Source organism: Micromonospora echinaurantiaca, from assembly GCF_900090235.1.
Classification (GTDB): domain Bacteria; phylum Actinomycetota; class Actinomycetes; order Mycobacteriales; family Micromonosporaceae; genus Micromonospora; species Micromonospora echinaurantiaca.
Map to the genome: position 1 here is coordinate 4,324,025 of NZ_LT607750.1, position 13,070 is coordinate 4,337,094.

Sequence of the window (13,070 nt, forward strand, 5' to 3'; positions counted from 1 at the left end):
TCAGCGGGCCGGGAATTCCCGGTCCAGGGCCAGGTTGAGGGCCAGCACGTTCACCCCGGGTTCGCCCATGAATCCGAGGGCCCGGCCGGTGGTGTGCGACTCGACCAGGCGGCGGACCGCGTCCGGGTCCGTGCCGCGCTCGCGCGCGACCCGGTTGACCTGCAACTCCGCGTACGCCGGGGAGATGTGCGGGTCGAGACCGCTGCCGCTGGCGGTGACCGCGTCAGCGGGCACCGTTGGCTCCGCGGGCGCGTCGCCCCGGATCGGTGTGACGATCCCACCCTCGGCCACGTAGTCCCGGCCGGGCTGGGCCAGCTCGACCGGCACCCCCTGGTAGCTGGTGAGGAACGGGGTGGCGTGAGCGGTCTGGTTGACGCTCACCACCCGGGTCACCGCGCCGGTGAGCCCGTCGGCGCGGAACACCGCGAGCACCGCGCCCACCCCGCCCGGGGTGCAGAACGGGCGACTGCCGTCCACCCCGTTGAATTCGCCGACCGCCCTGCTGCGCGAGCAGACCTGGGTGAGCAGGCTCGGCGTGGACTCCTCGGGGTCGGTGGCGATGGTGTCCACCACGCTTTCCGGGCCGAGGTTGCTGGCCGCGGTGGCGGTGGGATCGTATCCGTCGCCGGCGGCGGACGGGCGGCTCTGGAAGTAGCGCGGCACCGGTTTGCCGTCGGCGTCGGTGAACGACTGCCCGATCAGCCTGCTGCCGACGGTCCGCCCGTCGACGCTGACCAGGGAGCCGTCCGCCTTGCCGTCGAGACCGGGGATCCGGCCCACGGCAACCAGGACGAGCGGATAGAGCAGGCCGAGCAGGACGGTGAGGACGAGCAGGGCCCGCAGGGCGGCGAGGTGCTGGGCGAGCCAGCTGGGAAGGCGCATCAGGAGATCCCCGGAATGAGCTGGATGAGCAGGTCGATGAGCTTGATGCCGATGAACGGCACGACGAGGCCGCCCAGGCCGTAGCGCCAGAGGTTGCGGCTGAGCAGCTTCGACGCGCTCGCCGGCCGGTACCGCACGCCGCGCAGCGCGAGCGGGATCAGCGCGACGATGACGATCGCGTTGAAGATGACGGCGGACAGGATCGCCGACTCCGGGCTGGCCAGCCGCATGACGTTCAGCGCGTCCAGGCTCGGGTAGAGGCCGGCGAACATGGCCGGGATGATGGCGAAGTACTTCGCCACGTCGTTGGCGACGGAGAAGGTGGTCAGCGCGCCCCGGGTGATCAGCAACTGCTTGCCGATCTCGACGATCTCGATCAGCTTCGTCGGGTCCGAGTCGAGGTCGACCATGTTGCCGGCCTCCTTCGCGGCCGACGTGCCGGTGTTCATCGCCACCCCGACGTCGGCCTGGGCCAGCGCCGGTGCGTCGTTGGTGCCGTCGCCGGTCATCGCGACCAGCCGGCCGCCCTGCTGCTCCGTGCGGATCAGGGCGAGCTTGTCCTCCGGGGTGGCCTCGGCGAGGAAGTCGTCCACCCCGGCCTCGTCGGCGATTGCCTTCGCGGTCCGCGGGTTGTCGCCGGTGATCATCACGGTCCGGATGCCCATCCGGCGCATCTCGTCGAACCGCTCGCGCATCCCGGACTTGACCACGTCCTTCAGATGGATGACCCCGAGCGCGCGGGCAGGCTGGCCGTCGAGGTGCTCCGCGACGACCAGCGGGGTGCCGCCGTTGCCGCTGATCCCGTCGACCAGTTCGCCGACCTGGCCGGTCGGGTGCCCGCCGTTGTCGCGTACCCACGTCAGCACCGCCGCCGCGGCGCCCTTGCGGATCCGGCGTACGCCGCCGTCGACGCGCTCCGCGCCGAGGTCGACGCCGCTCATCCGGGTCTGGGCGGTGAACGGCACGAAGGTGGCGTGCGGCATCACGCCGGGCTCGCGTTCGCGCAGCCCGTACCCGTTCTTCGCGAGCACCACCACAGAGCGCCCCTCCGGGGTCTCGTCGGCCAGGCTGGCGAGCTGCGCCGCGTCGGCCACGTCGGCCGCCGCGACCCCGTCGACCGGCAGGAACTCGGCGGCCTGCCGGTTGCCCAGGGTGATCGTGCCGGTCTTGTCCAGCAGCAGGGTGTTCACGTCGCCGGCGGCCTCGACCGCCCGGCCGCTGACCGCTAGCACGTTGCGCTGCACCAGGCGGTCCATGCCGGCGATGCCGATCGCCGACAGCAGGGCGCCGATGGTGGTTGGGATCAGGCAGACCAGCAGGGAAACCAGGACCACGCCGCTGACGCCGGCGTCGGTGATCGCGCCGGTGTCCGGCGCGGCCGCCTGGTAGCCCTTCGAGAAGATCGCCAGCGGCTGGAGGGTGACCACCGCGAGCAGGAAGATGATCGTGAGCGCGGCGAGCAGGATGTTCAGCGCGATCTCGTTCGGCGTCTTCTGCCGGTTTGCCCCCTCGACCAGGGCGATCATCCGGTCGATGAAGCTCTCGCCGGGCTTCTGGGTGATCCGTACGACGATCCGGTCGGAGAGCACCCGGGTGCCGCCGGTGACCGCGCTACGGTCGCCGCCCGATTCGCGGATCACCGGCGCGGACTCGCCGGTGATGGCCGACTCGTCGACGCTGGCGATGCCCTCGACCACGTCACCGTCGCCGGGGATCACGCCGCCCGCCTCGACCAGGACGATGTCGCCCTGCTTCAGCTCCGGCCCCGGCACGGACTCGTCCCGGTACCGGTTCGCCGGCATGCCGGGCGCCCAGCCGATCAGGCGGGTGCCGATGGTGTCCCGCTTCGCCTGGCGCAGGGTGGCCGCCTGAGCCTTGCCCCGGCCCTCCGCCACCGCCTCCGCCAGGTTGGCGAAGAGCACGGTGAGCCAGAGCCAGCCGGTGATCGCCCAGGCGAACACCGACGGGTCCGCGACCGCGAGCACGGTGGTGAAGACGGCGCCGACCTCGACGATCAGCATCACCGGGTTGCGCCACAGCGTGCCCGGGTCGAGCTTGCGCAGCGCGTCCGGCAGGGACCGGACCAGCTGCCGTGGGTCGAGCAGCCCTCCGCCGGCACGGTTGCCCTGGCGGGCGGGGGTGCCGGCGGTCGGCGCTTCGCCCGATGTCACCGACGTGACGGACATGTTCTCGTTCCTCATGGGGATCAGAGCCCTTCGGCCAGCGGGCCGAGCGCGAGAGCGGGCAGGAAGGTCAGCGCGACGAGGATGACCGTGACGCCGACGACCATCCCGACGAACAGGGGACGGTGGGTCGGCAGGGTCCCCTCGGACGCCGGGGTGGGCTGCTGCCGGGCCAGCGAACCAGCCAGGGCGAGCACGAAGATGATCGGCAGGAACCGGCCGAGCAGCATGCACAGTCCGAGTGCGGTGTTCCACCAGGTGGTGTTCACGGTGATGCCGGCGAACGCGGACCCGTTGTTGTTGCTGGCCGAGGTGAACGCGTAGAGCACCTCCGACAGCCCGTGCGGGCCGGCGTTCAGCGCGGTCGCCGCGTTGCCGGTGGCGAACGCCGCGGCCGTGCCGATCAGCACCAGGGCGGGCGTGACCAGGAAGTACAACGCGGCGAACTTGATCTCCCGGGCGCCGATCTTCTTGCCCAGGTACTCCGGCGTCCGGCCGACCATCAGCCCGGCCACGAAAACCGTGACCACCGCGAGGATCAGCAGGCCGTAGAGGCCGGCGCCGACGCCGCCCGGGGCGACCTCGCCGAGCATCATGTTGACCAGCGGCATCATCCCGCCCAGCGCGGTGTACGAGTCGTGGAACGAGTTGACCGCGCCGGTGGAGGTGAGCGTGGTCGCCGCGGCGAAGGTCGCCGAGTTCGACACGTCGAAGCGGACCTCTTTGCCCTCCAGCGCCGCACCGACCGCCTGCGGCACGGTGCCGTGCCCGGCCAGTTCGAAGACGTTGGTCAGCGTGACGCTGGCCAGCGCGAGGATCGCCATCACGGCGGCGATCGCGTACCCCTGGCGGTGCTGGCCGACCATCCGGCCGAACACCCGGGGCAGGCTGAACGGGATCAGCAGGATCAGGAAGATCTCCAGCCAGTTGGTCCAGGCCGTCGGGTTCTCGAACGGGTGGGCGCTGTTGACGTTGTAGAAGCCGCCGCCGTTGGTGCCCAGTTCCTTGATCACTTCCTGGCTGGCCACCGGGCCGCCGGTGATGGTCTGGCTGCCACCGGTGAGCGTGCTGACGTCGGTGCCGGCGGAGAGGTTCTGCACCACCCCGCCGAGCATCAGCACGATCGCGCCGAGCACCGCGATCGGCAGCAGGATGCGCAGCGTGATCCGGGTCAGGTCGACCCAGAAGTTGCCGAGCTGGCCCGTCCGGTGCCGGGCGAAGCCGCGGACCAGGGCGACCGCGACCGCGATGCCGACCGCCGCGGAGACGAAGTTCTGGACCGCCAGGCCGGCCATCTGCACCAGGTGGCCCATGGTCGACTCACCCGAGTACCACTGCCAGTTGGTGTTGGTCACGAACGACACCGCGGTGTTCCAGGCTCCGTGCGGCACCACCGGGCCGAAGCCGAGGGACAACCACAGGTGGTTCTGCAACCGCTGGAATCCGTACAGGAACAGGATCGAGACGGCCGAGAACGCCAGCACGCCGCGGGCGTAGACAACCCAGCCCTGCTCGGCGGCCGGGTCGACCCCGACCAGCCGGTAGATCCCCCGCTCGACGCGGGAATGCCGGGTGCCGGACACCACCCGGTACATGTGGTCGCCGAACGGCTTGTGTACGGCGACCAGCGCCACCACCAGCGACAGGACGAAGACGACGCCGGCCGTTGTCATGGTCATCAGAAGCGCTCCGGAAACAGCAGCGCGACCACCATGAAGACACCCAGCCCGATCGCCAGCACCAGGCCGACGGCATTGACCGCGCTCACAGCTTCTCCACCGCCCGCACCAGCAGGGCGAGGGCGAGGAACAACCCCACCGTCAGCCCCACGAACAGCACGTCAGACACGTCTGACTCCCCTTACCGGACGAGTTCCCGCGGCCGATTCCCGGCCGCGCCGGGCAATCAAAGCGCCGTGCGATCCGGGCCGACAGGGGTCTTGACGCGACCATGACGGCGACGACGCGGTTATTGACGCGGTTTTCACGCGCACGCCGAGGAACCGGCGCTCTGGCGGGGGTGCCGGGGGTGGCGACAGGGCGGAGCGGCCAGCCCGGATCGACCGCCGGCGGCACGGACCCCGGCGATCAGTCAGCCGGGAGCCACCGTTGGCGGCGGGGGCCGGCGGTCAGAACGCGAGCAGCACGACGGCGAGGACGAGCAGGGAGCAGCCGATCTCGATCATCCCGACCCGCGCCGGCCGGAGCCCCCGGCCCGGCAGGGCCGCCGCCCGGATCAGCAGCAGCAGGAAGACCGGCGCGAGCAGCGGGTCGAGCCAGGCCGCCGCAAGCAGCGCGACCGCGTGGAAGCCGATGGACAGGCGCAGGTAGCCGACATCTCCACGCTCCCGGATCATGGTCTTGACGTAGCAGACCGTGCCGACCAGGTACAGCAGCAGGGCCAGGAACGCGGGAGCCACCTCGGTGAGGGGCACCCCGGCGATGGTGGCCAGCACGAAGACCAGCAGGCAGCTCTGCGTTTCGTGAAGCTGCGGGAGGAGGGCAGCCTGACCGACGCGGTGGCCAAGCTCTGCGCCGAGCACGACGTCCCGCCGCTGGTGATGGGCTGGGGGTACGGGGTGCAGGGCTCGTACGGACGGCACCGGGCCCCCGAGGGGGCGGGCAAGAAAAAAGGGGGGAATCGCTTCCCTCCATTTTCAAGGTATAGCGGACCCGGGGGCTTGTGGCAAGACCCGGGTCGTGCCGCAGAATCGCTGGCCGAGGCCAGGATCTGGCGGAAATGGGGGGGTTGCGACATGCGTACGTTCTTGTCGACGTATGGGGCGGGTGGGACCGGCGAGCCGCCGGCGGGTGGCGCGGCCGGTGGCAACGGCGGCCGGGCGCCCCTGACCGGCGCCAGCGTGTTCGACCTGCCCGACCAGCTCGCCGGCAAGGCCGACCCGGCACTGATCGCCCAGGACGAGCAGCACTTCGCGGCCATGGCGGAGAGCCTCGAGCAGCTGTCCGCCGACCTGTCCGACCGCCTCGACGCCGCGCGCAAGGCGCCCGGCGGCAAGGGCCGGCAGGCGGTCGACCGGGACCAGGAGATCCGCCGGTTGTCCGCGCGCCTGCGCGCGTTGGGTCGCTACGGTCTGGACCTCTGCCTCGGGCACATGGTCAGCGCGGACGACCCGGAGCCGGTGTACATCGGGCGGCGCGGCCTCACCGACAGCGCCGGTCGTCGGCTGCTGCTCGACTGGCGCTCCCCCGCGGCCGAGCCGTTCTTCGGCGCCACCCACGCCAACCCGATGGGGCTGGCGAGCCGCCGCCGGTACCGCTGGACGAAGGGCCGGATCACCGACTACTGGGACGAGGTGTTCAGCCCGGACGGGTTCGCGGGGCACGCCGCCGCCCTCGACGACCAGTCCGCCTTCATCGCCAGTCTGGGCGGCAGCCGGTCGGACCGGATGCGGGACGTGCTCGGCACCATCCAGGCCGACCAGGACGCCATCATCCGGGCGGGATCGACCGGCGCGCTGGTGGTGGACGGCGGTCCGGGTACCGGGAAGACCGTCGTCGCGCTGCACCGCACCGCCTACCTGCTCTACGCCGACCCTCGCCTCGGCCACCGCCGGGGCGGCGTGCTGTTCGTCGGTCCGCACCAGCCCTACCTGGCCTACGTCTCCGACGTCCTGCCCAGCCTCGGCGAGGAGGACGTGCAGATCTGCACCCTGCGGGACCTCGTCCCCGAGGGCGCCGCGGCGCGCGTGGAGACTGACCCGGACGTGGCCCGGCTGAAGTCGTCCGCCGACCTGGTGCGGGCGATCGAGGCGGCCGTCCGGTTCTACGAGGAGCCGCCCAGCAAGGGGATGACGGTCACCACCGACGACGCCGAGCTCAGGCTGAGCGTCGCCGACTGGGCCGACGCGTTCGACGCCCCAGATCCCGGCACCCCGCACAACGAGGCGCGGGACGAGATCTGGGCGGAACTGCTCACGATCCTGATCGACAAGTACGACGGCGACGAGCCGGACGAGCTGGTCCGCCGGTCGCTGCTGCGGAACCCGGAGCTGCGCACGGCCGTCAACCGGGCGTGGCCGGTGCTCGACCCGGCCGAACTCGTCGCGGATCTCTGGTCGGTCCCCGCCTACCTGCGCAAATGCGCCCCCTGGCTGAGCACGGACGACATCCGGAAGCTCCAGCGCGACGACGCCCGGGCGTGGACGCTGTCGGACCTGCCGCTGCTGGACGCGGCCCGGCAGCGGATCGGTGACCCGGGGGCGTCCGGACGCCGGAGCCGGTCCGACACCGCGGCCGCCGTCGAACGCGAGCAGATGACCAGGGTCGTCGACGACCTGATCGAGGCCAACGCCTACGACGACGGCGAAGGTCTGCTGACGATGCTGCGCCAGCAGGACCTACGGGACGCCCTGGTCGAGGGGAGCACGTCGGCCGACACCGAGCCGGACCGGCTCGCCGGCCCGTTCGCGCACATCGTGGTGGACGAGGCGCAGGAGCTGACCGACGCGGAGTGGCAGATGCTGCTGCTCCGCTGCCCGTCCCGGAGCTTCACCATCGTCGGGGACCGCGCCCAGGCCCGGCACGGGTTCACCGAGTCGTGGCGGGAGCGGCTCGAACGGATCGGGCTCGACCGGATCGACCTGGCGTCCCTGACCATCAACTACCGGACGCCGAAGGAGATCATGACGGCGGCCGAGCCGGTCATCCGCGCCGCGCTCCCGGACGCCAACGTGCCGACCTCCGTCCGCAGCGGCGGCGTCCCCGTCGAGCGCGGAGCCGTTTCGGAGCTGCGCCCGATCCTCGACGCCTGGCTCGCCACGCACGCCGACGGGATCGCCTGCGTCATCGGCGACCCCACCTTCGAGGCCACGTCCCGGGTCCGGTCGCTGACCCCCGAACTGGCGAAGGGGCTCGAGTTCGACCTGGTCGTCCTGGTCGACCCCGAGAAGTTCGGCGACGGCATCGAGGGGGCCGTCGACCGCTACGTCGCGATGACCCGGGCGACCCAACGGCTGGTGATCCTCACCAGCTCCTGACGCCGACCGGTCGGCACGGTGCCTCGTCGTCCACGCCTGGCGGGGCACCGCGCCGACGGCCGCTAAGGCCGCCCGGCGGAGCAGTTGTTGCTCTTCCGCTCGACGGTGTACTCGGTGTCGTCGTTAGTGATGCCCGACGGCTGGCCGTCGAAGTAGGTCTCCACCTTCTCCCAGCCGCGGCGCTGCTCGTAGTGCAGATGCGGGGCGCCGGAGTTGCCGGTGCTGCCGACCCGTCCGATCTGCTCGCCCTGGGCGACCCGCTGGCCCTCCCTGACCAGCGGCGGTTCGAGCAGGTGGAGGTACTGGGTCTCCCACCTGCCGCCGTGGTCGATCTTCACCCAGTAACCCCCGCCCCGGCCGCGCGGGCCGTTCGGGTTGTCCGGGGTGCGCCCGCCCAGCGAGCCGTTGATCCCGGCCACGGTGACCGTGCCGGCGTAGGACGCGAGCACCGGCCTGCCCCACGCCTCACCCGTGGTGGGGAACAGGTCGACATCGAAGTCGTCGTGGCCGGGGTAGGTGCCGAGCTGCCAGGTCTCGCCGCAGGCGACCGGGAGCTGGAAGAGCGGACGTGGGCCCGGCGGCCGCAGCAGTGGCACCACCACCAGGGCGGCAGCGACGATCGCCGCGGCCGCGCCGAGCGCGAGGATCCACCGGATGGTACGTCTGCGGGTGTGGCGGCGGGCGCGGTGTCGGGCTGAGGGATGGCCGGTCGTCACCGCCCGAAGCATGGCAGACGCGGGCAAGGCTCCGGCTGCGGGGTGGCGCGGTCGGTCACTCCGTGAAGAGCTTCGCCGCGGTGGTCAGGGTCTGCACGACGCCGTAGCCGAGCAGCACGGTGACCAGCGCCCAGGAGATCCAGAGTCGGGCCTGTTGCGTCCCGACGGCCGGCGCCGCGGGGCGGCTGTCCGGCCCCAGCGCGACCGGGTCGGTCTTCTCCGCCGGCGCCACCGGCACGGCTCCGCCGGTGTCCGGTTCGTGGAAGCGTTCCGGGACCGGGCGGACCAGCAGGTTGGCGATGAAGCCGACGGCCAGCACGCCAACCATGGTGAACAGGGCCGGTCGGTACGCCGAGGCGGTGAGCGTGCCCGGTTTGCCCTGCGTGTCGAGGATCCCGTTGACGATCAGCGGCCCGGCCACCCCCGCGGCGGACCAGGCGGTCAGCAGCCGGCCGTGGATGGCGCCCACCTGGTGGGTGCCGAACAGGTCCCGCAGGTAGGCGGGGACGGTGGAGAACCCGCCGCCGTAGAAGGAGATGATGACGCCGGCCAGGAGCACGAACAGCACGGTGGCGTTCTGCCCGACCACCGCCAGCAGGACGTACAGCACCATGCCGAGACCGAGGTAGAGCACGTAAATCGGCTTGCGGCCGATGAGGTCGGACGTCGACGACCAGACGAAGCGCCCGGCCATGTTGAACAGCGACAGCACGCCGACGAAGCCCCCCGCCGCGGCGACCGAGACGGCCGACACCCCGTTGTCCCGGAAGAAGTCCTGGATCATCGGCGCGGCCTGCTCGAGGATGCCGATGCCGGCCGTCACGTTGGTGAAGAGCACGATCCAGAGCAGCCAGAACGAGCGCGTGCGGATGGCGTTCGCGGCGGACACGCTGGCCCTTGTGACCATGGGCTTTTGCGCCACCGAGGCGGGGTCGAAGCCGGGCGGGCGCCAACCGGGCGGGGGCACCCGCACGTTGAACACGCCGAACATCATGATCACGAAGTAGCCGATGCCGAGCGTGAGGAAGAGCCCCACCAGCGCGCCGCTGGATGCCACCGCTCCCGCCCTGGCGGGGTCGAAGCCGGGGTCGTAGAGGGAGAGCAACTGGCGCGACAGCGGGCTGGCGAGCAGCGCGCCGCCGCCGAACCCCATGATCGCCAGGCCGGTGGCGAGCCCGGGACGGTCCGGGAACCACTTGATCAGCGTGGAGACGGGCGAGATGTAGCCGATGCCCAGCCCGATGCCGCCGATCACGCCGTAGCCGAGGTAGAGCAGCCAGAGCTGCCGGGTGGCGATGCCGATCGCGCCGATCAGGAAGCCGGCCGCCCAGAAGCAGGCGGACGTGAACATGGTCTTGCGAGGCCCGCTGCGCTCGGCCCAGGTGCCGCCGACCGCCGCCGAGAGACCGAGCATCACGATCGCGATACTGAAGATCACCCCGATGGCGGTCTGGCTGACGTCGAACCGGGCGATCAGCGAGTTCTTGTAGACGCTGGTGGCGTAGACCTGTCCGATGCACAGATGAACCGCGAGCGCCGCCGGCGGGATCAGCCACCGGCTGTATCCGGGAGGCGCGACGGTGTGCCGAGGGTCGAGCGCGGCCAACACGGGCACTTCCGCACCTCCTGCGCGCGAACGGGCGGTCCGCGGTGGAACGGCCGTGGCGGGTCCCACCGCGTCAGGACACGGCGGGGTACCCGGACAGCGCCGGTTAATCCCCACCGTCGGGCGGTAGGACCACCGGGTGCGGTATGCGTGCGATGGTTGGCCGGTGGCAAGCATCCGGCGGATCCCCGCCCGCTCGCGAGGAGGCGCGAGCGGCGAGGTCCGTGGGCCGGAGGGCCGTCAGGTGACGCGGCTCAGGCCGCGCCGGTCGTTGCCTCGGCGTACGTTCTCCGTCCGGCCGCCGGGGCCGAGCATCCGGCGAGCGGCCTCGATCCCGGTCAGCGCCGCCCCGTACGCGGTGACCTCGCGCTGGAAGTGCTCGACCTTGGCGTACCAGTACTTGAGCTCGGGGTTCATCGACTTGGAGTTGATGTAGTTGACGATGTCCGTGTCCGGGTCGATGCCCCGGCGCGCGCAGCAGCGGTCGAAGCGGGCCTTGGTGCGGTCGTACTTCTCGGTCATCGCCGCCAGGCTGGCCTCGGCCTCCAGGAGCCTGGACTGCAGGTACGCCACGTATCCACGGGGAATCGCCGGGCTGGCGAACTCCAGCCGGGTGGTGGACAGCGCAGACATGGCCATCACCGCCCCGGACAGCTGGCGGGACCGTGCCGCCGGCGCGAGGTGACCAGCGCGTACGGCCGCCGGGCCGGCACACCGCCGCCCGGCGTCCCGGGTAGCGCCGCCCGCCGGGCTACGGATCCATTCAGGAAGATCATGTTGACCACGCTCCACTCGCTCCTCGTCCGGTGCGCCGCCAGCGGGGGTCGAGGGGATTGAGCCCTGGTGCGGGGCCGGCCACGTTGCCGCCAGCCGCTGCCGGCGCAGTGACGTACTTCTACCCCTCGGGGCGGCCGACTATGCCGGCCGGGGACGGAAGGCCCGGCGCTCAGCGAGGTTGATAGGTGAGCGTCCTGACCTGGCCGAGGGTGAGCGCGGTCCCGGGATGATCGGCCCCCCGCGCGCCCGGGTCCACTCCGCGTGCCGCCGGGGGCGCGCCTCGGGCGGTGCGGGTCAGGCCGGGTCAGGCGCGAGCAGGCCGCACAGCAGGCTCCGCTGGGCCCGCTCGAAGAGGTCGGTGGCCGGGGGCGCGGTGGGCGGCTGGGTGAGGGCTGCCACCAGATGCGGGTACGGGGTGACGTCGAGGCCGGCGAACGTGAACGCCTCACCGGCCGTCCGCTTCCGGGCGAACAGGATGGAGATCCCGTTCATCACGCCGATCGCCTCGAACTTGGCGACCGGCGTCGCCGGGACCGGCGCCATGATCCGCAGGCAGGCGTCGAAGAACGCCAGCGCCTCCGGGCCGATCGCGGACGCCCGTTGGCTCAGCTCGGACAGCCAGGGATGCCGCTCGTGCACGGCCCGCTGGGCGCGGGCCATCCGCAGCATCGCGTCCAGCCAGTCGCCGTCGGGCTCCGGATACGGCCGCAGCTCGGCGGCCACCCGGTCGGCCATCAGGTCGAGCAGGTCGTCCCGGGAGGAGAGGTACCGGTAGAGCGAGGCCGCCCCGGTCTCCAGTCGGGTGGCGACCGCCCGCATCGACACCGCGGCCAGCCCGTCGGCGTCCGCGATCGCGATCGCCGCCGCCACGATGTCGTCCCGGCTGTGCGCGGGAGCCGGGCCCCGGGTGCCGCGTTCGGGTCGGCGCCAGATCGACTCGCGCTGGGAGTGGCCGGAATTCGGGGCTGCGTCGCTCACCGATCCACTGTAAACTGCAAACGTCGTTCGCAGTTTTTGTCGACGCGGAGACGCGGGGAAGGCGGAACGCCCATGGACCGGATCGTCGCGCCGGACGGCGAGAAGATCGTGCTGCACACCACCGGCACCGGCCCGGACGTCGTCGTGGTGCACGGCGGCGGGGTCACCATCGAGCAGTACCGGCGGCTGGCCACCGCCCTCGCCGAACGCTGCACCGTGCACCTGTACAACCGGCGGGGTCGGGCGGACGCGCCCGCGCGCCGCGAGCCGTACACGCTGACGCAGGAGATCGAAGACCTGGGCGCGGTGCTCGCGCACACCGGCGCCCGTACGGTCGTCGGGCACAGCTCGGGCGGCTTCATCGCGCTCCGCGCCGCGCTCACCCTGCCGATCGCCCGGCTCGCGCTCTACGACCCGGCCGTCTCCGTCGACGGCATCCTCACCGGCGATTTCATCGCCTCGGCGCGGGCGGCGATCCGCGCCGGTGACCCGGCCCGCGCGATGGCGATCGTCGGCGCCGCCGCCAACCCGCACCTCCCGGCGTCCCGACTGCCGCTCGGCGCGCAGACCGCGCTCTGCCGGCTCTTCCTGCGCACCCAGGTCGGGCGGCAGATGAGCGAACTGCTCGACATCACCCTCGACGAGACCGCACTGGTCGCGGCGCACGGCGGCGCGCCCGAGCAGTACACCGGGGTCGAGGCCGAGGTGCTGTTCGCCTACGGACAGGCCGGGCCGCCGTACTACCCGCGCATCGCCGCCGCCCTGGCCACCGCACTGCCGCGGATGCGGGTGCTGCCGGTGCCACGCTGCGGCCACGACGGCATCAACCGGGCGCCGGCCCGACTCGTCGACCCGCTCGCCGCCTTCCTGACCGCGGCGGCGTGACGGTACAGCGCGCGGGGGCGCACCGGTGGCACCGGTGCGCCCCCGTT

The 13,070-nt window shown here is 72.0% G+C and carries 10 protein-coding genes and 1 pseudogene; 2 read left to right on the plus strand and 9 right to left on the minus strand.

All coding sequences use genetic code 11. The annotated features are described in order from the left end of the window. The 5 genes and pseudogenes from GA0070609_RS19430 to GA0070609_RS19450 form a co-directional block, all read right to left on the minus strand. Complete coding sequence (locus tag GA0070609_RS19430) at window positions 1-882, minus strand: potassium-transporting ATPase subunit C (protein WP_088995103.1); 882 nt, start codon at window positions 880-882, stop codon at window positions 1-3. Then, the gene (kdpB, locus tag GA0070609_RS19435; RefSeq protein WP_088995104.1) at window positions 882-3,068 is read right to left on the minus strand and encodes a potassium-transporting ATPase subunit KdpB; all 2,187 of its coding nucleotides are present in this window, start codon (window positions 3,066-3,068) and stop codon (window positions 882-884) included. Before kdpB ends, GA0070609_RS19430 begins: the two co-directional genes overlap by 1 nt. Window positions 3,069-3,088: 20 nt before the next feature. Continuing rightward, window positions 3,089-4,744 carry a potassium-transporting ATPase subunit KdpA gene (gene kdpA, locus GA0070609_RS19440; protein WP_088995105.1) on the minus strand — a complete coding sequence of 552 codons (1,656 nt, stop codon included), beginning with the start codon at window positions 4,742-4,744 and terminating at the stop codon, window positions 3,089-3,091. After that, window positions 4,744-4,833, minus strand: coding sequence for a K(+)-transporting ATPase subunit F (gene kdpF / locus GA0070609_RS19445; protein WP_073839165.1), 90 nt, complete (start codon window positions 4,831-4,833; stop codon window positions 4,744-4,746). The genes kdpA and kdpF overlap by 1 nt, the downstream gene beginning before the upstream one ends. A gap of 360 nt (window positions 4,834-5,193) precedes the next feature. Continuing rightward, window positions 5,194-5,574 (minus strand): annotated as a pseudogene (locus tag GA0070609_RS19450) (YwiC-like family protein); the annotation flags it as partial. Window positions 5,575-5,820: 246 nt separating this feature from the next. On the opposite strand from GA0070609_RS19450, the gene helR reads away from it, so the two are divergent. Beyond that, window positions 5,821-8,061, plus strand: a complete 2,241-nt coding sequence (gene helR / locus GA0070609_RS19455) for an RNA polymerase recycling motor ATPase HelR (RefSeq protein WP_231928340.1) — start codon at window positions 5,821-5,823, stop codon at window positions 8,059-8,061. A gap of 62 nt (window positions 8,062-8,123) precedes the next feature. Here the strand turns inward: helR and GA0070609_RS19460 are convergent, their stop codons facing one another. The 4 genes from GA0070609_RS19460 to GA0070609_RS19475 all read right to left on the minus strand — a co-directional run bounded on the left by GA0070609_RS19460 (window position 8,124) and on the right by GA0070609_RS19475 (window position 12,138). After that, window positions 8,124-8,789, minus strand: a complete 666-nt coding sequence (locus tag GA0070609_RS19460; RefSeq protein ID WP_088995106.1) for a M23 family metallopeptidase — start codon at window positions 8,787-8,789, stop codon at window positions 8,124-8,126. A 43-nt stretch (window positions 8,790-8,832) separates the two neighbouring features. Next, the gene (locus GA0070609_RS19465) at window positions 8,833-10,386 is read right to left on the minus strand and encodes an OFA family MFS transporter (RefSeq protein WP_088995107.1); all 1,554 of its coding nucleotides are present in this window, start codon (window positions 10,384-10,386) and stop codon (window positions 8,833-8,835) included. 237 nt (window positions 10,387-10,623) lie between these two features. Further along, complete coding sequence (locus GA0070609_RS19470; protein ID WP_088995108.1) at window positions 10,624-11,016, minus strand: hypothetical protein; 393 nt, start codon at window positions 11,014-11,016, stop codon at window positions 10,624-10,626. A gap of 438 nt (window positions 11,017-11,454) precedes the next feature. After that, window positions 11,455-12,138, minus strand: a complete 684-nt coding sequence (locus GA0070609_RS19475) for a TetR/AcrR family transcriptional regulator (RefSeq protein WP_088995109.1) — start codon at window positions 12,136-12,138, stop codon at window positions 11,455-11,457. Window positions 12,139-12,210: 72 nt separating this feature from the next. Here GA0070609_RS19475 and GA0070609_RS19480 point away from each other — a divergent pair, with 72 nt between their 5' ends. Next, complete coding sequence (locus GA0070609_RS19480; protein ID WP_088995110.1) at window positions 12,211-13,023, plus strand: alpha/beta fold hydrolase; 813 nt, start codon at window positions 12,211-12,213, stop codon at window positions 13,021-13,023. Window positions 13,024-13,070: the final 47 nt, after the last annotated feature.

Bases quoted from the DNA above. Each gene is read 5' to 3' on its own strand.
- GA0070609_RS19460 (WP_088995106.1), bottom strand. From the start codon at position 8,789: ATGCTTCGGGCGGTGACGACCGGCCATCCCTCAGCCCGACACCGCGCC.
- kdpB (WP_088995104.1), bottom strand. From the start codon at position 3,068: ATGTCCGTCACGTCGGTGACATCGGGCGAAGCGCCGACCGCCGGCACC.
- GA0070609_RS19480 (WP_088995110.1), top strand. From the start codon at position 12,211: ATGGACCGGATCGTCGCGCCGGACGGCGAGAAGATCGTGCTGCACACC.
- GA0070609_RS19470 (WP_088995108.1), bottom strand. From the start codon at position 11,016: ATGTCTGCGCTGTCCACCACCCGGCTGGAGTTCGCCAGCCCGGCGATT.
- GA0070609_RS19430 (WP_088995103.1), bottom strand. From the start codon at position 882: ATGCGCCTTCCCAGCTGGCTCGCCCAGCACCTCGCCGCCCTGCGGGCC.
- helR (WP_231928340.1), top strand. From the start codon at position 5,821: ATGCGTACGTTCTTGTCGACGTATGGGGCGGGTGGGACCGGCGAGCCG.
- kdpA (WP_088995105.1), bottom strand. From the start codon at position 4,744: ATGACCATGACAACGGCCGGCGTCGTCTTCGTCCTGTCGCTGGTGGTG.